The sequence below is a fragment of the Accumulibacter sp. genome, from assembly GCF_023806625.1.
Taxonomy (GTDB): domain Bacteria; phylum Pseudomonadota; class Gammaproteobacteria; order Burkholderiales; family Rhodocyclaceae; genus Accumulibacter.
Genome location: NZ_JAMTDX010000011.1, coordinates 133,268 through 156,042 on the forward strand (window position 1 = coordinate 133,268; position 22,775 = coordinate 156,042).

Consider the following 22,775-nt stretch of genomic DNA (forward strand, 5'->3'; position numbering starts at 1 on the left):
TCCCGTCCCGCCAATCCATATCATATATAAGATAAAAGATAGATTTGACACCGGAAAGCCGAGAAGCTTATGATCCCCGTGATTTGCTGTCCCGCAGCGAACCCATCGCGGGAATGACGCCGATCGTCTTCCGCCCACTTCTTGCCCTCACTCACGACAGGAGCCGCAACATGTCCAAAGCCCCCATGCGCGTCGCCGTCACCGGCGCTGCCGGCCAGATCGGTTACAGTCTGCTCTTCCGGATCGCCTCCGGCGAAATGCTCGGCAAGGATCAGCCGGTGATCCTCCAGCTGCTCGACCTGCCCCAGGCGCAGAAGGCCTGCCAGGGCGTGATGATGGAACTCGAGGACTGCGCGTTCCCGTTGCTCGCCGGAATGTTCGCCACCGACGATGCCAACGCTGCCTTCAAGGACGCCGACGTCTGCCTGCTCGTCGGTGCCCGCCCCCGCGGCCCGGGAATGGAGCGGGCCGACCTGCTCACCGCCAACGGCGCGATCTTCACCGTCCAGGGCAGGGCGATCGCCGAGAATGCCAGCGAGAACGTGCGCGTCCTCGTCGTCGGCAACCCGTGCAACACCAATGCGCTGATCGCTGGCGCGGCAGCACGCAAGGTCGGCCGGACCAACCCGGCGAACTACCATGGCATGCTGCGCCTCGACCACAACCGCGCGCTGTCGCAACTCGCTGCCAAGACCGGCCGGCCCGTGGCGAGCTTCCGGCAGCTCGTGGTCTGGGGCAACCACTCGCCGACGATGTACGCCGATTACCGGAACTGCACCTCGAACGGCGATAAGGTCCAGGATCTGATCAACGACCCGGTGTGGAACAACGACGTCTTCCTGCCGACGGTCGGCAAGCGCGGCGCGGTGATCATCGACGCCCGCGGGCTGTCATCGGCGGCCTCGGCGGCCAACGCGGCGATGGACCACATGCGCGATTGGGTACTCGGCTCCGATGAATGGGTGACCATGGGCGTCCCCTCCGACGGCTCCTACGGCATCCCCGAGGGCATCGTCTTCGGTTTCCCGTGCGAGTGCAAGGGCGGCGCGTACCGCATCATCCAGGGAATCGAGATCGACGACTATTCGCGCGGAAAGCTCGACAAGACGCTCAAGGAACTGACTGACGAGCAGGACGCGGTCAAGCACATGCTCTGACCGCCAGCCGCTTCAGCGAAGGCCGCGGTCCGCTCCGCGGCCTTTTTTTCCCCGGGGTCGGTAGCCGCTTCGTCCGAACACCGCTGCGCTGGCCCGTCGCCCGGCCGATACAATCCGCGTCCACGCCCGAGTCCATCCCTCTCAGCGATCATGCGCCACCCGAGACAGGTCCTCTTTGCCGGCGAGAAGCCGTTTCCGATGATCCCCGCAGTCGATCACTACGCGGGCTCCGAAAAACTGATCGCCAAGGCGCTGCGCCTGCAGCACGAAGTCGGCCCGATCTTCGACGTGACCTGCGACTGCGAGGACGGGGCACCGGCCGGAGCCGACCGCGAACACGCCGAAATGGTCGCCGCGATGATCGCCAGTGAAGCCAACCACTACGGCCGGGTCGGCGTGCGCGTCCACGACATCGCCCATCCCGGTTGGCAACGGGACATCGAGATCGTCGTCGGTGGCGCCGGACACCGACTGGCTTTCATCACCCTCCCGAAGGCGCGCAACGGCGACGACGTGCGCACGCAACTCGGCGTGCTGCGCGCAGTCGAGGCCGCCAACGGGCTGCCCCGGCCGATCCCGGCACACGTGCTGATCGAGACACACGGGGCGCTGCGCGAGGTCTGGGAGATCGCCGCGCTACCAGGAATCGAGTCGCTCGACTTCGGCCTGATGGACTTCGTCAGCGGGCATCACGGAGCGATCCCGGGCGTCGCGATGAAGAGTCCCGGACAGTTCGAGCACCCGCTGATCGTCCGCGCCAAGTGCGAGATCGCCGCCGCCGCCCTGGCCAACGGCATCGTCCCCGCGCACAACGTGAGCACCGAACTGACGGACCTCGAGCAAGTCAGCAGCGACGCGCTGCGCGCACGCACCCAGTTCGGCTACCTGCGCATGTGGAGCATCCACCCGAAGCAGATCGTCCCGATCTGCGAAGCGATGCGCCCGGACTTCTCCGAGGTCGAACAGGCGGCGGAGATTCTCGTCGCCGCGCAGGACCGCGACTGGGGTCCGATCCGGCACCACGGCCAGCTGCACGACCGCGCCTCCTACCGCTACTATTGGGAACTGCTCGCGCGCGCGCGGGCCACCGGCATGAGCCTTCCCGGCGAAGCGCTGCAGCGCTTCTTCCCCGGGAGCCGCGAAGCGTGAGCCTGCCTGCGCTGACCGCGGCGATCCTGCAGTTTCGCGACGCGCGCAACTGGGCGCAGTTCCACAGCCTGCGCAACCTGATCGTGTCGCTGAACCTCGAAGCCGGTGAGCTGCTCGAGCTGACGCAGTGGAAAAACGACGCCGAGATGGCCGAGCTGACCGGCGACCCGGCGGCCATCGAGGCGCTGCGCGACGAATGCGCCGACGTCCTGATCTACCTGCTGCTGATCGCCGATCACGCCGGAATCGACCTCGAAGAAGCCGCGCGGGTCAAGCTGATCAAGAACGCGGCGCGCTACCCGGTCGAACGCAGCTACGGGTCGAGCCGAAAGTATTGCCAGGCCGACACGCCCGACGACTCGTCCGGCCACTGAGAGGTGGTGAAGAAATCGTCGCGAGCAGGTCGAGATGGCCGACGCGAGCGAGAGAACGACGAGACATATCCGATAGATAGTCGAGAATTGAGCGAGCGGGCAACACTGCAGATCGGTCGCGCAGCAGATTCTTCCACAACCTCTCGGGTCAAGCTGCTTCACTGCTCACGCCCGTCGAGCGTGAACCCCGCCCGGCCGTCGACGCCGAGCAGTTCGACGAGGCGGGGCATCGCCTGCTGCAGGCTCGCGTGCAGCGTCCACGGCGGGTTGACCACCCAAACGCCACTGCCGTGCATGCCCAAGCCGTCGGCTGCCGGCTCCCGCACGCGCAGCGTCACCTCGATCCACGCCGGGACCGGCAGCCTCTTCAGGCGCTGCGGCAGCTCGCACGCCTCGCGCCGGACGAGCTGCGGATACCAGACCAGGTAAGTCCCGCCGGGAAAGCGCTGCACGGCGCTCCTCAGTACCTGGACGACGCGCCCATAGTCGCCCTTCTCCTCGTACGCCGGATCGATCAGCACCAGAGCGCGACGCGGCGCCGGTGGCAGCAAGCCCTTGAGCGAGGCGAAGCCGTCGCCCTCATCGACGCTCACCCGCCGGCTCTCGCCGGCGAAGGTCTCGCGCAGGCGGAGCACTTCGCGGCTGTGCCGCTCGTAGAGCCAGAGCCGGTCCTGCACGCGCGTCGTCCACAGCGCGAGCAGCGGCGACCCGGGATAGGCCTGCAGCCGCCCGGAAGGATTGATCCGTCTGACCAGATCGACATAGTCGGCCAGCGGTCGCGGCAGATCGGCACACTCCCAGAGTCGTCCGATTCCCTGCCGGTACTCGCCGAGCCGCGCCGCCTGTGGCGAATCGAGCGCGTAGCGGCCCGCGCCGGCATGCGTGTCGATGTACCAGAAGGGTTTGTCCTTGACGCCCAGGTATCGGCAAAGCTCGACGAGCACGAGGTGCTTGAGCACGTCGGCGTGATTGCCGGCGTGGAAAGCGTGACGGTAGCTGAGCATCGTTCCCCGATCGCTGAGATCCGGCGGTCCGGCCCGCCGGGCCTGTGCTCACTCCGGCAGCGCGATCCGCTCGTCGCTGCTGAACTGATAGTCGCGGAAGATGTGTTCGGCGCTGAGCAGCTGATAGGTGCCGTCAGGGAGTTTCCGGGAAGTCTCCTTGAGGCGGTAGGCATAGTGGCCGCAGGTCCAGCAGTCGAAGTTGCGCATCTGCGTGCACAGGCAGGTCTTGTCCCTGACCGAGATCTTTCTGACTCCAGGATTGGCAGCCACCTCGCGGTTGTAGGCGGTGATGTACGAGCAGTTGCCGCTGCTGTCGAGCAGGTAGCCGTAGGCCTCGCAGTTTGGCCGGATGCCGTCGCCGATCGCCGGACTGCTGCTGAGCATGCGCATCGGGTAGCCGGTCGGCGAGATCTGGTTGACCTCGATCTGCTCCTCGGTCGCCTCGAAGTAGCGCTGCTTGACGTCCTCGGGCAGACCGCACTCGCGCGAAACGGTGAACCGCGTCGCCACCTGCACCGCCGCCGCGCCTAGCTCGAGCAGGCGCGCCGCGTCGCCGCCGGTGAAGATCCCGCCCGCCGGGATCAGCGGGATGTTCAGTCCCTCGGCCTGCAGATGGCGGTGGATCTCGGCGAAGATCGTCGCCAGGTCGTAGTCCTTCCAGTCCATCCCGAAACCGAGGTGCCCGCCGGCCAGCGGCCCCTCGACGATCACGTAGTCGGGCAGCCGGTTGCAGCGCGCCGTCTTGCGCAGGAACAACTGCAGCGCGCGCAGCGAAGAGACGATGATTCCGAGCTTGGCATCGCGGAAGCGCGGGTGATCCTCGATCAGCGCGAACGACCCGAGGTGCAGCCCGGCGGCCAGCGTGATCCCGTCGATTCCCGCGTCGAGCGCGGCGGCCATGCGCACGCGCAGCGTCTCGCGCGGCGCGTTCATCGTCAGTTTCTCCATGCAGTTGACGAAGATCAGCCCTTCGCCGCGCTTGGCCTCCATCGTCCGGCCGATGTGCATCTGCGTCGCCTCGGCGAGCTGCCCGAGGTCGAAACGGACGATCGACTTGTCGGGATTGGCAACGTTGAATTTGTACTGCCTGAGCTTGTCCTTGACGAACTTGGCGTTGAAGCGGCGGTCGGCCACGGTATTGACCATCGCATCGGAGATGTGGCCGATGCCGCCGAGCCTCGCCGCCTCGAGCGCCAGCTCGGCCGTCGAGATATCGACGCCCATGCCGCCGATGACGATCGGCACCAGCTCCCTGCTACCCAACCGCAGACGAAAATCATCAACCCGCTTCATCCGTGTCCTTCCCCGGCTGACGATCGTCGGCCCGATCTTCTGGCCGGGACATCAGCGCCGTTCAAGCCTGACATTATCACCGATCGCGCACCGCGATGGCTGGCCGCTTCGCGCTAAATCAGCGCTGGCCGGCGAAGCGCCGTCGTTGTCCGGAGACCGGCCGGACGAAGCGCGCGGCCGATGACGTGGACCCGCGGAATCCGCCCGGGTTTCATCGACCGCGGCGTATCATGGAAGCCCTTCGATCTGCCTCCGCGTGCCCGCCATGTCCGCCCACCCTGCCCCCGAGATTCCCGGCCGTCGTACCGTCGGCATCGGCATTCCCCGCCAGCGACCGTTCGACGCGCCGGCCTTCGAACGCGCGATCGGTGATCTTCTCGCCGCCTGTGGCATCGCTCCCGAAGCCGCGCACATGGGGCGGACGCCGCAACGCGTCCGCGAACTCTGGCAGCGCCGCCTGCTCGGCGGCTACGACCTCGACCCGGCGACCGCGCTCGGCGACGGCTTCGCCGACCCACGCAGCGACCTGGTCATCGTTCGCGGCATCGCCGTCCACGGGGTCTGCCCGCACCACCTGGTTCCGTTCCGTGGCGTCGCCCACGTCGCCTATCTGCCCGGCGGGCGGCTGCACGGCTTCGGGCGAATCGCCCGGATGGTCGACGCGCTCGGCCACCGCTTCACCTATCAGGAGTGGATGACCCGCGACATCGCTGAAGCGTTGATCGAGCACGGCAAGGCGCGCGGGGCGGCCTGCGTCGTCGAGGCCGAACAGCTCTGCCTCCTGCTCGGCGAAGACCGGCGTGGCGACGAACGCGTGATCACCGAGTCGTTCGCCGGCGACTTCGCGACTTCCGACGCGCTGCGCAGCGAATTCCTGCGCGCGATCGCCGGCTTCCGGCGCGGCGACTGAGAGGTTGTGAAGAGATCGTCGCGAGCAGGCCGAGATGCCCGGCGCGAGCGAGAGAGCGACGAGACCTATCAGATGGACAGGCGAGAGCGAAGGCGGGGTTTCGCGCGGCATGCCGCGCGCTGCCGTAGCCGGCCGGCTGTGCAAAGCCGGCCGCTGGGTGAGCGGGCGAGCAAGACCGCAGATCGGTCGTGCAGCAGATTCATTCACAACCTCTGAGCAGCTGTGCATCGACCGGCGGCAACGCCGAGACGCCGCTCGCCAGAAGATGGCCGGCAAAGACGACGACCCGCAGCGCGGCCAGCGCGGGGGGGTCGAAGAAGGTGCTCATCCGCGGCGAGCGGGTCGCAGGTGGCAACGGAATCCGTCGGTCGGAATCCTCCGGGCTCAATCCCCGAATCGCGGCGGCCGCTTCTCGCGCAGCGCGCTGATCGCCTCGTCCAGGTCGGCCGAGAGGAGCATCGCCGCGTTCCAGGTGGCGACGTAGTTGAGCCCGTCGGCGACCGGGTGGTCACGCGAGTAGTTGAGCATCTCCTTGGTCCCGCGGACGGCCAGCGGCGACTTGCCAGCGATCGTCCGGGCGATCTCGCGGACGCCGGCAAGAAGCAGTTCCTCGCTGGCGAAGACGCGGTTCACCAATCCGATCCGGCGCGCCTCTTCGCCGTCGACGCTACGCCCCGTGAACGCCAGTTCGCGGGCGATCCCCTCGGGAACGAGTCGCGGCAGGCGCTGCAGCGTGCCGACGTCGGCGGTCATCCCGACGTCGATCTCGCGCACCGAGAACTGCGCGCTGGCCGCCGCGTAGCGCATGTCGCAGCAGGTGACCAGATCGATCGCCCCACCGATGCACGCGCCGTGGATCGCCGCGAGCACCGGCTTGCGGCACCGTTCGATGCCCGACAGGCAGTCCTGCAGGTCGAGGATCAGCCGGCGCAGCGCCTCTCGGCTGCGCGCCGCGTCGGCGTGCGCGACCAGCCGGCCGACGCCGGCGAGCATCGCCAAATCGATCCCGGCGCAGAAGTTTCGGCCCGAACCGGCGAGGATCACCACGCGCACCGCCGGCGCCTCGTCGGCCCACGCGAAAGCCTCGCGCAGTTCCTGCCACATCGCCTCGTCGATCGCGTTCGAGCGTTCGGGTCGATCGAGGCGCAGTTCGGCAATTCCCGGCTCGCCGAGTTCGAGGCGCAGAGTCGTCAGATGCGGGATGGCGGTAGTCACGGCTTTTCTCCTCGAGCGGACAGTCTCCCGGCTGTGCGCTCCAGGCGGGCGCGGTCTTCCGGATCATCCGCTGAGTGTACCCGATCCGCCGCCCACTTCGCGCGGCGAGCACGGCAGCCGCTGCGTAGACCGGCGCTTCGCGCGACAATGCCGCATTGCCGACCCCCGCCAGCCGACCGTGCCGACGACGCTGCGCTCAGCCGTGCCCGAACTGCCCTACCGGCCGCCGCCCGACCACGGGCTGCGCGTCGTCCATCGCGACGCGGCGCTACTCGTCGTTGACAAGCCGGCCGGCCTGCTCGCCGTCCCCGGCCGCGGCGAAGCGCGGCACGACTGCCTGGCGAGCCGGGTCCGGACCGACTACCCCGAAGCACGCGTCGTCCATCGCCTCGACATGGCCACCTCGGGGCTGCTCGTCTTCGCCCGCGACGGCGAAAGCCAGCGCCGCCTCGGCCAGGCTTTCGCCGAAAGACGCGTGCACAAGGGCTACGTGGCGATCGTCGCCGGGCGGATTCCCGCCGCCGGGCTGATCGAGCTACCGCTCGCCGCCGACTGGCCGAACCGGCCGCGGCAGAAGGTCGACCTCGCCGGCCGGCCGGCGCTGACCCGCTACGCGGCCCTCGACCACGACCCGGCGACCGATCGCACGCGCGTCGTGCTCTTCCCCGAGACCGGGCGGACGCACCAACTGCGCGTCCATCTCGCGGCGATCGGCCACCCGATCCTCGGTGACGCGCTCTATGGTGCGGACGAGATCGTGAGCGGCAACGGGCGCTTGCTGCTCCACGCCGAGTGGCTCAGCTTCGTCCATCCGTACAGCGGGGAGACGATCGCCCTCGACTCGCCGCCGCCCTTCTGATTGCCGCCCGCTCTTCCCGGTGAGCTGCAAGGGTGATGGGCGGTGGTCGGCAGGTGTCGTGCTCACCGCGACCAGGAGAACCGGGTCAGGGTCCGCGGCAACCACGGTCCGCTGCCCATCGGCGGCCCGGTGGCCTTCGATCGCCTTGAGCGCAGCATGCTCTGGCTGATGATGAGCGCCGCGCGGATGGTCTGCGTCGTCGCGCCACAGACGACCCGACCCGGCACCCGCTGTGGATCTCGCCCGCCGCCGCCTGCTGGAGCACGTGCTTCGCGATCTGCGGCTTGGCGCCACATCCCCTTCGCTGCCGTACCGCGCGTCGACGGGTACGAGCGCCGACGCGGCGGCGAGGCCGAGCAGCTGGATTCCCGCCAGCCGAGGCATCGCCGCCCGGACCGCGTAACGCGAGAGCAGCATGTACGGCGGTGCACGCAGCGCCGACGGACTCGCCACCCAGACTCCTGTGAGCAGCAGGAAGAGCGGCGGCGTCTCGGCGACCGGCCGGCAATCGCGCGCCGGCGCCGCCGCCCCGCGAATGGGCTGGTCGTTGGCCGTCGACTCGATCGATCGGCGACCGTCCGGTTGCATTGCCGGCCAATCGCCGTAGAATCCGGCCCTTCTGCGCCTGCTGCAATGCCGCACGACGCGCCTAAGCAAGGAAGTTCGATGCCTGCCGCTTTCCCCGCCGTCTCCGTCCGCTCGCGTCTGTTGCTCACCACGGCGTTGTTCGCCGTCGCCGCCTGCGGCCCGCAGCAGCCGCCCGGCGGGATGGCCGGGTTTCCGGCTCCGGAGGTGACCGTACAGACCGTCGAGCCCGCGGCCTATCCGGTGAGCTTCGAGTACGTCGGACAGACGGCCGGATCGAAGGACGCCGAGGTCCGCGCGCGGGTCACCGGAATCGTCGAGAAGCGACTCTACCAGGAGGGTGCTCCGGTGCGCGCAGGGCAGCCGCTGTTCCTGATCGACGCGAAGCCCTTCGAGACGCAGGTCGCCGCTGCCGAAGCCGACGTCGCCCGCGCACGCGCGCAGAAGACCCAGGCCGACCGCGAGTCGGCGCGCCTCAAGCCGCTCGCCGAGAGCAGGGCGATCGGCCAGAAGGAAGCCGACGACGCGGCGTCCGCCGCCGAACTCGCCGCTGCCGCGGTCAAGGCGGCGCAGGCAAGGCTCGCCGAGGCGCGGCTGAACCTTTCCTACACGCGCGTCGTCTCGCCGATCGACGGCCTGTCGAGCCGTGCGCAGCAGTCGGAAGGCAGCCTGGTCAACGCCAACACGACGCTGCTCACCACCGTCTCGCAGGTCGACCCGATCTGGGTGCTGTTCAGTGTCTCGGACAACGAGCAGCTCACGCTCAACCGGGCGATGGCCGAAGGCCGGCTGAGCCTGCCGCGCAACAACGCCTTCGAGGTGGCCATCCGCTTGTCCGACGGGTCGACCTTTCCGCGCAGCGGGCGGATCAACTTCGCCGATTCGCGGGTCAATCCGCAGACCGGGACCTTCGAGATGCGCGCCGAGATCGCCAACGCCGACCTCGCGCTGAGGCCTGGCCAATTCGTCCGCGTCGTGCTCGCCGGAGCCGAACGCCGCGCTGCGCTGGCCGTGCCGCAGGTCGCCGTGCTCGAAGGCCCGCAGGGCAAGTTCGTCTATGTCGTCGGCAAGGACGGCGAAGGCCGGGAGATCGCCGAGGCACGACCGGTCGTCGTCGGCGACTGGTCGCAGAGCGGCGGGGTCAATGTCTGGCTGATCGAGTCCGGGCTCAAGGCCGGGGACCGGGTGATCGTCGACGGACTGGCGCGAATCATGATGCCGAACACGCCGGTTCGCGTCAGCGCACCGGCGGCCGCGGCGAAGCCCTGAGCGGGAGACGGCCGATGTTCTCGCGCTTCTTCATCGACCGCCCAATCTTCGCGGTGGTCATCTCGGTCGTGCTCGTCGTCGCCGGTCTCGCGGCGATGCGTGCGCTGCCGGTCGCGCAGTACCCCGAGATCGCGCCGCCGGTGGTCACCGTCCAGGCGACTTACCCCGGCGCGTCGGCCGAGGTGCTCGAATCGACGGTCGCCGCGCCGCTCGAGAACGCGATCAACGGCCTGCCCGGGATGATCTACATGTCGTCGAACTCGTCGTCGAACGGGCTGACGCAGATCCAGGTGACCTTCGAGATCGGCACGAGCATCGACATCGCCGCGGTCAATGTCAGCAACCGCGTCAAACAGGTCGAATCGCGACTGCCGCTCGAGGTACGCCGGCAAGGCGTGACCGTCGAACCCGGGTCGTCGTCGTTCCTCCAGGTGCTCGCCTTCTACTCGCCCGACGGCCGCTACGACGATCTGTTCACCTCGAACTACGTGACGCTGAACGTCCTCGACCGGCTCAAGCGCCTGCCCGGAACGACCAGCGTCCAGATCTTCGGCGCCAAGGACTACGCGATGCGCATCTGGCTCAAGCCCGACCGTCTCGCGCAACTCAGGCTGACCCCGGGCGACGTCGTACGCGCGATCAACGAGCAGAACGCACAGTTCGCCGCCGGCAAGGTCGGCCAGGCGCCGATCGAACAGGGTCAGGACCTGGTCTATACGATCACCTCGCGCGGCCGGCTCGCCGACCCGGCGCAGTTTCGCGAGATCATCGTCCGAGCGAGTCCCGACGGGTCGATGGTCCGTCTCGCCGACGTCGCGCGAGTCGAACTCGGCTCGCGCGACTACGAGTTCAACGGGCGTTACAACGGCCACCCGGCGACCCTCGTCGGCATCTTCCTGTCGCCGGGGGCCAACGCGCTCGAGGTCGCGCGCAGCGTACTCACGACCGTCGACGAACTGCAGAAGAGCTTCCCCGAGGGGCTGACCTACTCGGTGCCCTACGACACGACGCGCTTCGTCCGCGTGTCGATCCGCGAAGTGCTCAAGACACTCGGCGAGGCGATGCTGCTCGTCTTCCTCGTCGTCTACCTGTTCCTGCAGAACTGGCGCGCGGCGGTGATCCCCTTCGCCGCGGTTCCGGTGTCGCTGATCGGCACCTTCGCCGGGATCCACCTGCTCGGCTATTCGATCAACACGCTGACGCTGTTCGGCATGGTCCTGGCGATCGGCATCGTCGTCGACGACGCGATCGTCGTCCTCGAAAACGTCGAGCGGATCATGCGCGAGGAAGGGCTGCCGCCGCGCGACGCCGCGGTCCAGGCGATGGCCGAGGTGACCGGGCCGATCGTCGCGATCGTCCTGACGCTGACCGCGGTCTTCGTGCCGATCGCCTTCCTCGGCGGGCTGACCGGCGAACTCTACCGCCAGTTCGCGGTGACCATCTCGATTTCGGTCGTCCTCTCGGGGATCGTCGCGCTGACCCTTTCGCCGGCGCTCTGCGTGGTCATGCTCCGGCACGGTCACCGGCCGCCGGGGCGCTTCTTCGTCTGGTTCAACGGCTGGTTCGCGCGCCTGACCGGCCGCTACATCGACGGCGTCGTGTGGATGATCCGCCGCGCGGTGCTGGTCCTGACGCTGTTCTGCGGCATGGTCGTGGTCACCGGCCTGCTCTGGCGCGCGACTCCGGGAAGCCTGGTGCCCGACGAGGATCAGGGCTTCTACATCGGCGCGGTGATCCTGCCCGACGGTGCGACGCTCGAACGGACCACCCGCGTCGTCGAACAGGTCGAGGCGGCGGTGCGCAGCAATCCGGCCAACCAGGACGTCGTCTCGTTCGCCGGCTTCGACTTCGTCGGTGGCGGCTTCCGCAACAATGCGGCGACGATGTTCGTCACCCAGAAGCCCTGGGACGAGCGCGCGGTCACCGCGCAGCAGCTGGTTGGCGAGTTGTTCATGAAGACCGCCGGGATCCGCGAGGCACTCGTCCTGGCCTTCAATCCGCCGGCGATCTTCGGCCTCGGCACCGCCGGCGGCTACGAACTGTTCATCCAGAACCGCGGCGACGGCGGACCCCGCCGCCTGCAGGAAGTGCTGCAGGGCTTCCTCGCCCGGGCGAACAGCGACCCGCAGCTCGGCGGCGCGCAGACGCTCTGGCGCGCGACGGTGCCCCAACTGTTCGTCGAGGTCGACCGCGAACAGGCGAAGAAGGCCGGAGTGGCCATCGACGAGGTCTTCGCCGCGCTGTCGGCGACGCTCGGCACCTACTACGTCAATGACTTCAACAGGTATGGGCGCACCTGGCAGGTGCTGATGTCGGCCGAGGCCGGCTACCGCAGGCGCCCCGACGACATCCAGGGGGTCTACGTGCGCTCCGCGAACGGCGAGATGCTGCCGCTGGCCTCGCTGGTCCGCGTTCGCCATTCGTCGGGCCCCGATTCGCTCGACCGCTTCAACAACCTGCCGGCGGTCAAGATCATCGGCCAGACGGCGCCGGGGATCAGCTCGGGACAGGGCATCGCGCGCGTCGAGCAGATCGCCCGCGAAGTGCTGCCGCCCGACTTCAGCTTCGACTGGGGCGGCTCGTCGTACCAGGAGAAGAAGTCGAGCGGCGCGTCGACCTTCGCCCTCGCGCTCGCCGTGGTGATGGTCTTCCTGATCCTCGCCGCGCTCTACGAGAAGCTGACGCTGCCGTTCTCGGTGCTCCTCGCGCTGCCGTTCGGGACCTTCGGCGCGCTCGTCGCGATCTGGGCGAAGAACCTCGTCGGCCCGTTCTTCGGCGCGGCGCCACTGACCAACGACGTGTACTTCCAGATCGGCCTGGTCACGCTGCTCGGGCTGGCGGCGAAGAACGCGATCCTGATCGTCGAGTACGCGGTGCTCAAGCACGGCGAAGGGTTGTCCGCTTCGGCGTCGGCGATCGAGGCAGCCCGGCTGCGCTTCAGGCCGATCCTGATGACCTCGCTGGCCTTCATTTTCGGCGTCCTGCCGCTGGCCCTGTCGACCGGCGCCGGGGCCGGCGCGCGCCATTCGGTCGGCACCGGCGTGATGGGCGGGATGATCGCCGCGACGCTGCTCGCCGTCTTCCACGTGCCGCTGTTCTTCAAGGTGCTCTACGACCGGAAGATCGTCGAGCGGCGCTCGCACGACGAACTGCTCGACGAGGTCCGCCACCTGTCCCACGGCGCGGCGCCCACCGGGAACGCGGCCGAGCGCGCGAGCGGAGCCGGCGAAGGAGGCCCGCGATGAGCCGGCGGCTGTGCGCCTGTGTCGCAGCTGTGGCGATCGCCCTCGTCGGCTGCCAGGCGACGCCGACCGCGCCTCCGGCGCTCGACCTGCCGCCGGCCACGGCCGAAACGTCGCCCGATCTCGAGCGCTGGTGGCTGCTCTTCGACGATCCGGGGCTGACCGCGCTGATCGACGAGGCGCTCGCCCACAACCTCGACCTGCAGGCGGCGATCGCCCGCGTCGACCTCGCCCGGGCCAACCTGCTGCTCGCCCAGTCACCGCTCTACCCGAGCGCCAACCTTGCCGCCGACGTCAACCGGACGCGCCAGACGCTGGTCGGTTCGCAGCCGCTGCCCGCCGGTTTCAACCCGCTGAACGACAACGCCCGCGTCGGCGTGCGCGCTGCCTACGAGGTCGACGTCTGGGGACGCTACCGCCAGGGGGCCGAGGCTGCGCGCAACGAACTGCTGGCCAGCGAATACGCGCGGGCCAGCGTGCGCACCGCGGTCGCCGCCGAGACCGCGCGGATCTACTTCGGGCTGCTCGCTGGCGACGCCGAAGTCGATCTGTTGCGCGCGACGCTGCGCTCGCGCGACGAGACCGTCGAGCTGCAGACGAAGCTCTACCGGGCCGGGCTCATCGGCGACTACGATCTGCAACGGGCCGAGGCCGAGCGCGCTTCGGTTGCCGCGAACCTGGCGCTCGCCGAGCGCACTGTCGGTAGTTACGAGACCGCGCTCGCGGCGATCGTCGGCCGCTCGCCGCGCGAGGTGTTCGCGCCGCAGATCGAGCGCCACGTCAAGGAAGCGCGGCTGCTCGGCGTTCCCGAGGTTCCTCCGGGGCTGCCCGCCGACCTGCTCGAACGGCGTCCGGACATCCGCGCAGCCGAAGCGCGGATCGCCGCGGCGAGCCTGCGCATCGACGCGGCACGCGCCCAGTATTTCCCGTCGCTGGCGCTGACGGCTTCGTATGGCTCCGAGTCGGCGGCGCTCGCCGACCTGTTCACCGGCCCGGCGCTGGCCTGGGGAATCGCCGGGGCGGTGCTCCAGCCACTGATCGGTCTCAAGGCGATCGAGGCCAGCGTCCAGGCCGAGACGGCGCGCCGCGAAGCGGCGCTGGTCGCCTACGTGCAGACCGTCCAGACCGCGTTTCGCGAGGCCCGCGACGCGCTGGTCGCCAACCGGACGATGCACGACGCGCTGGTCGCACAGGGCGAGCGCGCGGGCAGACTCGAAGCCTCGCTCAAGCTCGCCGACCTGCGTTACCGCGCGGGCTATTCGGGCTACATCGAGGTGCTCGACGCGCAGCGCCAGCTCTTGCAGGCGCAGACGTTGCAGATCCTCGCCGCTCGCGACGTGCGCTTCGCGCTCGTCGACCTGGCCAGGGCGATGGGCGGCGGCTGGGATTACCGGGCGGACGCAGCGGCGCGCTGACGGCCAATCAGTCGCGCGGTCGCCCGGGTGGCCCCGAGTCGCTGCGCAGCGTCAGCGCGAAGAGCAGCAGGAAGCAGCCGACCAGCAAACCGGCGATCGAGGCGATCAGCAAAGTCCCGAGCTGGAACGAGCCGGCGTAAAAATTGCCGGCGAGGCGCATCGCGCCCGCATAGACGCAGAGCAGCACGGCGCCAAGACCCGCGCAACGCCCGAGGAGGACCAGAAAATCGCGCATCTTTTCCCTTTCCGAATGCCCTGCGCCGGCGACCGCAGCCGCCCGGGCCGGCGATGCAGCCCGATCCGGGCCGCGCGCCGGGCAGCGGCCCCAGACGGACGATTGTAAGCGAGCAGGCGAGCGAGTCAACAAGGCTTTCGCCTGCTCAGCGGCCAGACCGGTCGTTTGACCGGTCGGCCAAGATCGCCGATACTGGGCCAGTTCGAGCAGGATCCGTCCATCCTGGAGGAGCCTCAGCCGCCATGCGCATTCGCCGTCTCTTCCTGAACCGCCTCGTCGCGCTATCCGAGCCCGTCGACGCCGTCGTGGTCATCGACGTGCTGCGCTCGTTCACCACCGCAGCGTACGCTTTCGCCGCCGGGGCGAGCACGATCTATCCGGTCGAGACGATCGCCGGGGCGTTCCGTCTGCAACGCCGCGTTCCCGACGCGCTGACCACCGGAGCAATCGGCGGTGGCGATCCGATCCCCGGGTTCGATTACGGCAATTCGCCGTCGGCCCTGCTCGGGGCGTCCTTCGCCGGACGCCCGCTGATCCAGACGACTGCCGCCGGGGTCCGCGGCCTGACGCGCTTCCGCGGGGCGCGCGTGCTCTTCGCGGGGAGCCTGGTCCTCGGGCGGGCGACGGCACGTGCGCTGCTTGAGCGTCAGCCCGAGGAGGTGTGTCTGGTGGTCACCGGCGAGTGGGTCGACCGCGACGGAGACGAGGACATCGCCTGCGCCGACTACATCGAGGCGCTGCTTCGGGGCGAGAATCCCGATCCACAGCTCTACGCCGCGCGTGTGCGCGACTCCGACTTCGGTCGCCGCTTCCAGGCGGACGACAACCCGAACCTGCCGGCGAGCGATCTCGCGCTCTGCGCACAGCCCGACCGCTTCGACTTCGCGCTGCTCGTGACGCACAGCGACGGGCGACTGCAACTCGAGCGCACGCGCCCGGGCGGCGAACTGCGCCACGGTCTCCGGCTGACCGAGAGCAGCACGCCGGCACTCGTCTGACCCGCCGGCGTTCTTCGCCGAGGCGCAGACTCCCGCGCCGCTTTTGATAGAATCGCGCCTTCCCTTGACCCGTCTGCTCACGGAGTCCGCCGTGCACATCGTCTGTCTCGACCTCGAAGGCGTGCTGGTTCCCGAGATCTGGATCGAGTTCGCTACGCGCACGGGAATTCCCGAGCTTCGCCGGACGACCCGCGACGAACCCGATTACGACAAGCTGATGAAACTCCGTCTGGCGATCCTCGCCGAGCACCGCCTCGGGTTGCCCGACATCCAGCGGGTCATCGCCGCGATGGGCCCGATGGACGGCGCTCGCGCGTTCGTCGACGAACTGCGCGAGGACTATCAGCTGATCATCCTCTCGGACACCTTCTACGAATTCGCCCATCCGCTGATGCGCCAGCTGGGTTGGCCGACGCTGTTCTGCCACAGTCTCGAGGCCGACAGCGAGGGCCGGCTGGTCAGCTACCGCCTGCGCATGCACGACCAGAAGCGCGAGGCCGTGCGGCGACTCAAGGAACTGCGCTTCACGGTCGTCGCCGCCGGCGATTCGTACAACGACACGGCAATGCTCGGCGAGGCCCACGCCGGAATCCTCTTTCGTCCGCCCGAGAAGGTGATTCGCGACTTCCCGCAGTATCCGGTGACTCGCTCTTACGCCGAGCTGCGCAGCGAGATCGACCGAGCCTTCTCGGCCCACGCCGCCAGAGCCTGAACGGCGATGTACGCGCGGCGCTTCTACACGCTCTCCGGCTCGTGTCCCGATCAGGTGGGGATCATCGCCCGCGTCTCGGGTTTCATCGCCCGGAATGGCGGCTGGATCCTCGCCTCGAGCTACCACGCCGACCACGGCAACGGCGACTCGGGTGGGCGCTATTTCATGCGCATGGAGGTGAAGGCCGATTCGCTGCCTTTTCACCTCTTCGAATTCCGCGAGCGTTTCCGCCCACTCGCCGAAGAGTTGTCGATGGACTGGAAGATCAGCGACTCGTCGGTCAAACGTCGCGTGGTGGTCATGGTCAGCAAGCAGGAGCACTGCCTCTACGACCTGCTCGCCCGCTGGCAGGCGCGCGAGCTCGACATCGAGATTCCCTGCGTGATCGCCAATCACGACACCTTCCGCTCCTTCGTCGAATGGCACGGGATTCCCTTCCATTACGTGCCGGTGAGACCCGAAAGCCGTGACGCGGCGAACGCCGAGATCGCGCGCATCTTCGAGGAAGTCAAGGGCGACACGATCGTCCTCGCGCGCTACATGCAGATTCTGCCGTCGGACTTCTGCGAGCGCTATCCCGGCCAGATCATCAACATCCATCATTCGTTCCTGCCGAGCTTCGTCGGCGCGCGGCCCTACCACCAGGCGTACCAACGCGGCGTCAAGCTGATCGGCGCGACCTGTCATTACGTGACCCCCGATCTCGACCAGGGGCCGATCATCGAACAGGACGTCATCCGCATCGATCACTCCGACTCGGTCGATGACATGGTCCGCTACGGCAAGGACATCGAGAAGGCCGTCCTCGCCCGCGGACTGCGCTACCACCTCGAGGATCGCGTGTTGGTGCACGCCAACAAGACGGTGATCTTCCGGTGAGTTGGGGCAGTGAGCCATCCCGGCCGCGGGCAATGCCGGCCGCCTCGCCGAGTGCTGGCCATCGCGCCTGAAATGAGCGGCTGGACGCTGGACACGGCGAGCGATCCTGAACCGCGTCCGGACGGTCGCCGGCTGCAATCGGAGCGGCTGCAGCGATGATCAGCCTGCGCGAGGTCACCCTGCGCCGCGGCACGAAGGTGCTGCTCGACAGGGCTTCGCTGACCATCAGCGCCGGCGAACGGATCGGTCTCGTCGGGCGCAACGGCACCGGCAAGTCGTCACTGTTCGCGCTGCTCGACGGCAGCCTGCACGAGGACGGCGGCGAGTTTTCGCGGCCGGCCGACTGGCGCCTCGCGCAGGTGGCCCAGCAGATGCCTTCGGGCAATCGGAGCGCGACCGATTTCGTCGTCGACGGCGACAGCGTTCTCCTCGCCGCGCGCAGCCAGGTTCGCCGGGCTGAAGCCGACGACCACGGCGAGCGCCTGGCGACCGCGTACCTGGCGCTGCACGATGCCGGCGAGCACGACGCTGAGGCGCGCGCGCAGGCGCTGATGCTCGGGCTCGGCTTCCGCCCTGACGAACTCGACCGACCGGTGGACAGTTTCTCCGGGGGCTGGCGGATGCGCCTGCAGCTCGCCCGCGCGCTGATGTGCCCCGCCGACCTGTTGCTCCTCGACGAGCCGACCAACCACCTCGACCTCGACGCGCTGGTCTGGCTCGAGACCTGGCTCAGGCGTTACCCCGGTACCCTCCTGGTGATCAGCCACGACCGCGAGTTCCTCGACGCGGTGACGACCACGACGCTGCTCATCGAGGATGGCCGGCTGACCCGCTACTCGGGCAGCTACAGCCGCTTCGAGGAGACCCGCGCCGAACAGGTCGCCTTGCAGCAGAACGCGTATCTCAGGCAGCAGGAGAGGATCGCTCACCTGCAGGGCTTCATCAGCCGCTTCAAGGCCAAGGCGACGAAGGCCAGGCAGGCGCAGAGCCGGATCAAGGCCCTCGAAAGGATCGAGCGTCTGGCGCCGGTGCTGACCAGCGCCGACTTCGCCTTCGAGTTCAGCGCCCCGGCGAATCTGCCGAATCCGATGCTGGTGATCTCCGACGCAAGCTTCGGCTATCCGCCCTCGCCCGACTCACTGCCCGGGACTCCGCCCCGGGTGATCCTCGGTAGCGTCAGCAGATCGGTGCTTCCCGGCCAGCGGATCGGCATCCTCGGCGCCAACGGACAGGGCAAGTCAACGCTGGTCAGGACGATCGCCCGGGCGCTGCCCTGCGTCAGTGGCTCACTGACCGAGGGCAAGGGACTGAGCATCGGCTACTTCGCCCAGCAGGAGCTCGAGGTGCTCCGTGCCGACGAAACACCCCTGCAGCATCTGCTGCGCCTGGCCAGACAGTCTCTGCCGAGCGGACAGATCGACCGCGAGCAGGATCTGCGCAGCTTTCTCGGCAGCTTCCAGTTTACCGGCGAGATGGTTCGCCAGGCAGTTGGCACGATGAGCGGCGGCGAGAAGGCGCGACTGGTGCTCTGTCTGATCGTCTGGCAGCGACCGAACCTGCTGCTGCTCGACGAGCCGACCAACCACCTGGACCTCCCCACGCGCGAAGCCCTCGCCCTCGCGCTCAACGAATTCGAGGGAACGGTGATGCTCGTCAGCCACGACCGCTCGCTGCTCCGTTCGGTCTGCGACGAGTTCTGGCTGGTCAGCCGCGGGCGCGTCGAGGAGTTCTCCGGCGACCTCGACGACTACCAGCGTTACCTGCTCGACGAGGCCAGGCGCAACCGCGAAGCGGCCAAGGGGAGCGCCAGGGAAGACCGACAGCGCGTCCGCCGCGCCCCGTCGGCCAACGGACAGGCGCGCCGTACGGCGGCGACGCTGAAGCAGCTGCAGCGCGATCGCGAGGTCGTCGAGAAGACGCTGGCCGACCTGCAGGGCGAGCAGCGTTCGCTCGAGGCGCGCCTCGGCGACGCGGTCTCGCTCGCCGAGATCAGCGACGTCGGCACGCGACTGAACCGGATCGAGAGCGAACTGTCTGCACTCGAAGACAGGTGGCTGATTCTTTCCGAGCGGATCGACACGGTCGCCGAGCGGCCCAGGGCCGCCGCGACGGTGCCGGATCCGTCAGCCTAGAGGAGCGCAAAGATGAAGTACGAACTGGCCGAATGGTCCCCGAAAATCGAGGTGGGTCTGCCGGCGATCGACACCCAGCACCGTCAGCTGTTCGATCTCGCCGCGACTTTTCACGGCAACGGCGATCAGATCCGCGTGCTCACGTCTCTGGCCATGCTCACCGAGTACGTCAAGGTGCATTTCCGCGAGGAGGAGGAGATGATGGCCGCCTGCGGATACCCTGGTCTCGAGGCGCATCGCCGGCTGCACGGGGAGTTTCGCCGGATGCTCTTCGAACTGTTCGAGAACGCCAAGCAGATGACCCTCGACGAAATCGCCGATGAGGTCAAGTTTCTGATCAACGGCTGGTTCTACCAGCACATCCTGGTCGCCGACTTTGCCTACGTCCCGAGCGTCAAGGCGATGACCGCCAATCCGCCCGCAACCGACGCCGGCTGAGAGCCGGTCGGGAGTTCCCCCCCGGCGAGCCGACGAAGCAGCCTTCCGGAGCGATCGGCACGACCCGGGCGACCGGGCAAGTCCGCTCATCGCCCGCGCTCCGGCTTCGTGGCCAGCCCCCTGAACAGCTGCACAAGCCTTCGTGAGATCCTTCACTCGACCGACGGCGGCAGCCGACTAGCATTCGGACCTGGGGAAGCGTTCTTCGCACGGCAGCCGAACTGCCCTGCGACGACCGGGAAGACCGGGCAAGGCCAGTCTCGCCCGCTTCGCCCTGCCCATCGAACTGCCGAGGACGCGCGTCCATGAAGGTGCTGCAAGCGCTGTCGCTACGACAGCGGCTCACCGTGCCGTACGTATTCCTGATTCTGCTGCTCTGCGCGGTCACCGGCGCCGCTTCGTACGCGACGAGGCGAGCCGCCGTCGAGGGACTGCAGCAGCAATGGCTCGCCGAGCGGGTTGCGCGAAGCGCCGAAACCGTCCAGCGGCATGTCGGCGCTGCCGCCAACGTCCTCGATGTCGCACTCCCGGCCACGCTGCCACCAGCGAAGGGCCTGGTTGGCGAGCTCGACAGTCTGCCCCTGCGCTTGTTCCAGGCGGCGTCGCTTCATCCCGACGGTGACGGATGGGCCTATTACACTGACCGCCACGGACACGTCCTCGGTGTGGCGCGCTCCCCCGCGGGCGAGGCCGAAGTGCTCGTCGGCTCGCCCCAGGATGGACAGCGAAGCCTCCTCCGCTCGCCCGCAGCCGACGGCGGAGCGCGCCGCATCGACCACCAGGCGGCGCCAGCGGAGGCGCGCGTCGAGCCGTGGTTGACGCTGGTCAGTGGGTCGCCCGGCGAGCGCTGGACGGCACCCCACGTCGCTCCGCGGAATGACGCGCGGGTGATCACGCTGGCGCGGCGGGTCGATGACTCGAGCGGCCATTTTCAGGGAGTCGTGGCCACCGACGTAGCACTCGCAGGAATCGACGCCCTGCTCCGCTCGCTGGCGCTGCCCGCCGGCGCCGTCGCCCTGATCGTCGATGCCCACGGCGAGCTGATCGCCACCTCACGGGCGCCATCCCGTTCCGTGCAGGGCGGCGGGACGGTGGCCCGGCCGGACGACGCCGTTCGCGACGACCCGCTGATCGCCGCGAGCCAACAGGAACTCGGCCGGCTGGAGGCCGCTCCGGCCGGCGCACCATTGCCCCGCGTACTCGCCTTCGAGGCCGCCGATGGGCAGGAAGTCACCGCAGCCGCCGTGCGCCTGCACGACGCCGCCGGACTCGACTGGACGGTCGTCGTCGCGCTGCCGAGCAGCGCTCTCCCGGGAGATCCGGGTCGAAGCATACTGCAGGCCGTCCTGTTGACCGTGGTCGCCGCGCTGCTCACCCTGCTCCTCGGCCTCGCCGTCTACTCGGTGGTCGCCGCCGACCTCCAGCGGCTTTCTGGCGCAGCGCGTCGCTTCGGCAGCGGCGAGCGCGAAGCGGACTTCGACGTCGCGCGCAGTGACGAAATCGGTGACCTCGCCCGCAGCTTCAGGGCCATGCACGATCGCCTGCTCAGCGACCGGCTGACCGGCCTGGCCAACCGGGAAGCCTTCCTGCGCCGTGTCGACGAACGCCTCTTCCAGCAGCGCGATCTCCCCGAGCCCCGCCCCTTCGCGGTCCTGTTCATCGACCTCAACGACTTCAAGCACATCAACGACAGTTTCGGCCACGACGTCGGCGACCGCGTCCTGCGCGAAATGGCGCAGCGCATGCTGGCCGGCCTGCGCAGTCGCGACCTCGTCGCCCGCTACGCCGGCGACGAGTTCGTCGTCCTGCTCGACACCGTGCGCAACCGACGCGACGCCGAGCAGGCGCGCGGCAAGCTCGAACAGCTCCTCGGCGGGCCGTTGCAGGCGACCGATGCGCTCGGTCCGGCCGGCGCATCGGGCGCATCGGTCGGTCTGTCGATGTATCCCGAAGATGGCCAGGACGTCGACTCGCTGGTCAGACGCGCCGACGCCGACATGTATCGGCGCAAGAACAGGCGCAGTCGCCCAGCGGGCCAGCCGTCCCGAGAGAAGCGCCCTGCACCCTGCAGCCCGGTGAGCGAGCCGGATCGGGTGACGGCGGCAACGACCGCACGCAGAGCACAGACACAGTCTACGCCGGCATGAACCAGCGCTGCCCGTCCTCGACGATTTCGCGCAACGGATAGCCGTAGAGAGCGCTCAGCGACTCGCTGGTGATCACCTCGCCACAGCGACCGTGCCGCGTCGTCCCGTCGCCGAACATCAGCAGCGCGTGAGTGCAGAAGCGCGCCGCCAGACCGGGCTCATGGAGGACCATCACGCAGGTCGCCGGCTGATCGAGCGCGAGTCGGGCGAACAGCTCGAGCAGCGCCATCTGGTGATTGAGGTCGAGGTGAGCCAATGGCTCGTCGAGCAGGTAAAGGCGCGGCGCCTGGGCGAGCAGCGTGGCGATCGCCAGCCTCTGCCGCTCGCCCCCGGAGAGCGTCCGCGTATCGCGCTGCGCGAGACCGGCGAGCCCGACCTCGGCCAGCGCCTGGTATGCGATCCGCGCGTCCTCGTCGCTCTCCCAGTCCCAGCGCGCCAGATGCGGATGGCGACCGGTCAGCGCCGACTCGAGGACCGACGACGAGAACGCGTCGCTTCCGCCTTGCGGCAGCCAGCCGCGAATCCGTGCGCTCGCTCGTGCGCCGAGGCGCGAGTAAGCGGCTCCCGCGAGCAGCACCTCGCCGGCCTCGGGCTTGCGCAGGCCGGCGAGCACGGCGAGCAGCGTCGACTTGCCGGCGCCGTTGCGGCCGAGTATCGCCAGCCGCTCGCCGGCCCGCACCTCGAGCGTCAGGTCGCGGCAGAAAGTGCGGCCGGCGACACCGACGCGCAGACCACGGGTGCTCAGCAGCACGTCGCCAGCAC

20 protein-coding genes are annotated in these 22,775 nt (G+C 68.7%); 14 read left to right on the forward strand and 6 right to left on the reverse strand.

The genetic code is table 11. From position 1 onward, the window contains the following. The first annotated feature begins 170 nt into the window (after positions 1-170). The 3 genes from NFW05_RS03330 (at position 171) to NFW05_RS03340 (ending at position 2,680) form a co-directional block, all read left to right on the forward strand. Positions 171-1,157, forward strand: a complete 987-nt coding sequence (locus NFW05_RS03330) for a malate dehydrogenase (protein ID WP_295302784.1) — start codon at positions 171-173, stop codon at positions 1,155-1,157. A gap of 150 nt (positions 1,158-1,307) precedes the next feature. Next, positions 1,308-2,306 carry an aldolase/citrate lyase family protein gene (locus tag NFW05_RS03335; protein WP_295302786.1) on the forward strand — a complete coding sequence of 333 codons (999 nt, stop codon included), beginning with the start codon at positions 1,308-1,310 and terminating at the stop codon, positions 2,304-2,306. Further along, the gene (locus NFW05_RS03340; RefSeq protein WP_295302788.1) at positions 2,303-2,680 is read left to right on the forward strand and encodes a nucleotide pyrophosphohydrolase; all 378 of its coding nucleotides are present in this window, start codon (positions 2,303-2,305) and stop codon (positions 2,678-2,680) included. Before NFW05_RS03335 ends, NFW05_RS03340 begins: the two co-directional genes overlap by 4 nt. 158 nt (positions 2,681-2,838) lie before the next feature. Here NFW05_RS03340 and rlmJ read toward each other — a convergent pair whose 3' ends face one another. Both rlmJ and NFW05_RS03350 read right to left on the reverse strand, forming a co-directional pair. Further along, positions 2,839-3,684, reverse strand: coding sequence for a 23S rRNA (adenine(2030)-N(6))-methyltransferase RlmJ (gene rlmJ, locus NFW05_RS03345; RefSeq protein ID WP_295302791.1), 846 nt, complete (start codon positions 3,682-3,684; stop codon positions 2,839-2,841). A gap of 48 nt (positions 3,685-3,732) precedes the next feature. Continuing rightward, positions 3,733-4,977 carry a nitronate monooxygenase gene (locus NFW05_RS03350; protein ID WP_295302793.1) on the reverse strand — a complete coding sequence of 415 codons (1,245 nt, stop codon included), beginning with the start codon at positions 4,975-4,977 and terminating at the stop codon, positions 3,733-3,735. A gap of 265 nt (positions 4,978-5,242) precedes the next feature. Between NFW05_RS03350 and folE the strand changes: the two genes are divergently transcribed. Then, positions 5,243-5,887, forward strand: coding sequence for a GTP cyclohydrolase I FolE (gene folE / locus NFW05_RS03355; protein ID WP_295302794.1), 645 nt, complete (start codon positions 5,243-5,245; stop codon positions 5,885-5,887). A 199-nt stretch (positions 5,888-6,086) separates the two neighbouring features. Here the strand turns inward: folE and NFW05_RS03360 are convergent, their stop codons facing one another. Both NFW05_RS03360 and NFW05_RS03365 read right to left on the reverse strand, forming a co-directional pair. Next, positions 6,087-6,242 (reverse strand): hypothetical protein, encoded by a 156-nt coding sequence (locus tag NFW05_RS03360; RefSeq protein WP_295302795.1) that lies wholly within the window; start codon positions 6,240-6,242, stop codon positions 6,087-6,089. Between the two features lie 29 nt (positions 6,243-6,271). After that, entirely contained in the window at positions 6,272-7,102 is an 831-nt protein-coding gene (locus NFW05_RS03365; protein ID WP_295302797.1) for a crotonase/enoyl-CoA hydratase family protein, read from the reverse strand. Between NFW05_RS03365 and NFW05_RS03370 the strand changes: the two genes are divergently transcribed. The 4 genes from NFW05_RS03370 to NFW05_RS03385 all read left to right on the forward strand — a co-directional run bounded on the left by NFW05_RS03370 (position 7,089) and on the right by NFW05_RS03385 (position 14,472). Then, on the forward strand, positions 7,089-7,961 hold the full coding sequence (locus NFW05_RS03370; RefSeq protein WP_311104692.1) for an RluA family pseudouridine synthase: 873 nt from the start codon (positions 7,089-7,091) through the stop codon (positions 7,959-7,961). The genes NFW05_RS03365 and NFW05_RS03370 overlap by 14 nt on opposite strands. 666 nt (positions 7,962-8,627) lie before the next feature. Further along, a complete protein-coding gene (locus NFW05_RS03375) occupies positions 8,628-9,815 on the forward strand; it encodes an efflux RND transporter periplasmic adaptor subunit (protein ID WP_295302799.1) in 1,188 nt (395 codons plus the stop codon). Between the two features lie 14 nt (positions 9,816-9,829). Beyond that, a complete protein-coding gene (locus tag NFW05_RS03380; protein ID WP_295302802.1) occupies positions 9,830-13,060 on the forward strand; it encodes a multidrug efflux RND transporter permease subunit in 3,231 nt (1,076 codons plus the stop codon). Next, positions 13,057-14,472 (forward strand): efflux transporter outer membrane subunit, encoded by a 1,416-nt coding sequence (locus tag NFW05_RS03385; protein WP_295302805.1) that lies wholly within the window; start codon positions 13,057-13,059, stop codon positions 14,470-14,472. The genes NFW05_RS03380 and NFW05_RS03385 overlap by 4 nt, the downstream gene beginning before the upstream one ends. Before the next feature lie 7 nt (positions 14,473-14,479). Here NFW05_RS03385 and NFW05_RS03390 read toward each other — a convergent pair whose 3' ends face one another. Continuing rightward, a complete protein-coding gene (locus tag NFW05_RS03390; RefSeq protein WP_295302807.1) occupies positions 14,480-14,707 on the reverse strand; it encodes a hypothetical protein in 228 nt (75 codons plus the stop codon). Positions 14,708-14,949: 242 nt separating this feature from the next. On the opposite strand from NFW05_RS03390, the gene NFW05_RS03395 reads away from it, so the two are divergent. The 6 genes from NFW05_RS03395 (at position 14,950) to NFW05_RS03420 (ending at position 22,013) form a co-directional block, all read left to right on the forward strand. Next, positions 14,950-15,705, forward strand: a complete 756-nt coding sequence (locus NFW05_RS03395; protein ID WP_295302809.1) for a 2-phosphosulfolactate phosphatase — start codon at positions 14,950-14,952, stop codon at positions 15,703-15,705. A 91-nt stretch (positions 15,706-15,796) separates the two neighbouring features. Beyond that, positions 15,797-16,417 carry a bifunctional phosphoserine phosphatase/homoserine phosphotransferase ThrH gene (gene thrH / locus NFW05_RS03400; RefSeq protein WP_295302811.1) on the forward strand — a complete coding sequence of 207 codons (621 nt, stop codon included), beginning with the start codon at positions 15,797-15,799 and terminating at the stop codon, positions 16,415-16,417. A gap of 6 nt (positions 16,418-16,423) precedes the next feature. Next, a complete protein-coding gene (purU, locus tag NFW05_RS03405; protein WP_295302813.1) occupies positions 16,424-17,296 on the forward strand; it encodes a formyltetrahydrofolate deformylase in 873 nt (290 codons plus the stop codon). A gap of 155 nt (positions 17,297-17,451) precedes the next feature. After that, positions 17,452-19,428, forward strand: coding sequence for an ATP-binding cassette domain-containing protein (locus NFW05_RS03410; RefSeq protein WP_295302815.1), 1,977 nt, complete (start codon positions 17,452-17,454; stop codon positions 19,426-19,428). A 12-nt stretch (positions 19,429-19,440) separates the two neighbouring features. Next, positions 19,441-19,866 (forward strand): bacteriohemerythrin, encoded by a 426-nt coding sequence (locus tag NFW05_RS03415; RefSeq protein ID WP_295302817.1) that lies wholly within the window; start codon positions 19,441-19,443, stop codon positions 19,864-19,866. Between the two features lie 305 nt (positions 19,867-20,171). After that, a complete protein-coding gene (locus tag NFW05_RS03420) occupies positions 20,172-22,013 on the forward strand; it encodes a diguanylate cyclase (protein ID WP_295302819.1) in 1,842 nt (613 codons plus the stop codon). Here NFW05_RS03420 and NFW05_RS03425 read toward each other — a convergent pair. Further along, positions 22,000-22,764: an ABC transporter ATP-binding protein gene (locus NFW05_RS03425; RefSeq protein WP_295302822.1), complete on the reverse strand. Its 765-nt coding sequence runs from the start codon at positions 22,762-22,764 to the stop codon at positions 22,000-22,002. The genes NFW05_RS03420 and NFW05_RS03425 overlap by 14 nt on opposite strands. Between the last annotated feature and the right edge of the window lie 11 nt (positions 22,765-22,775).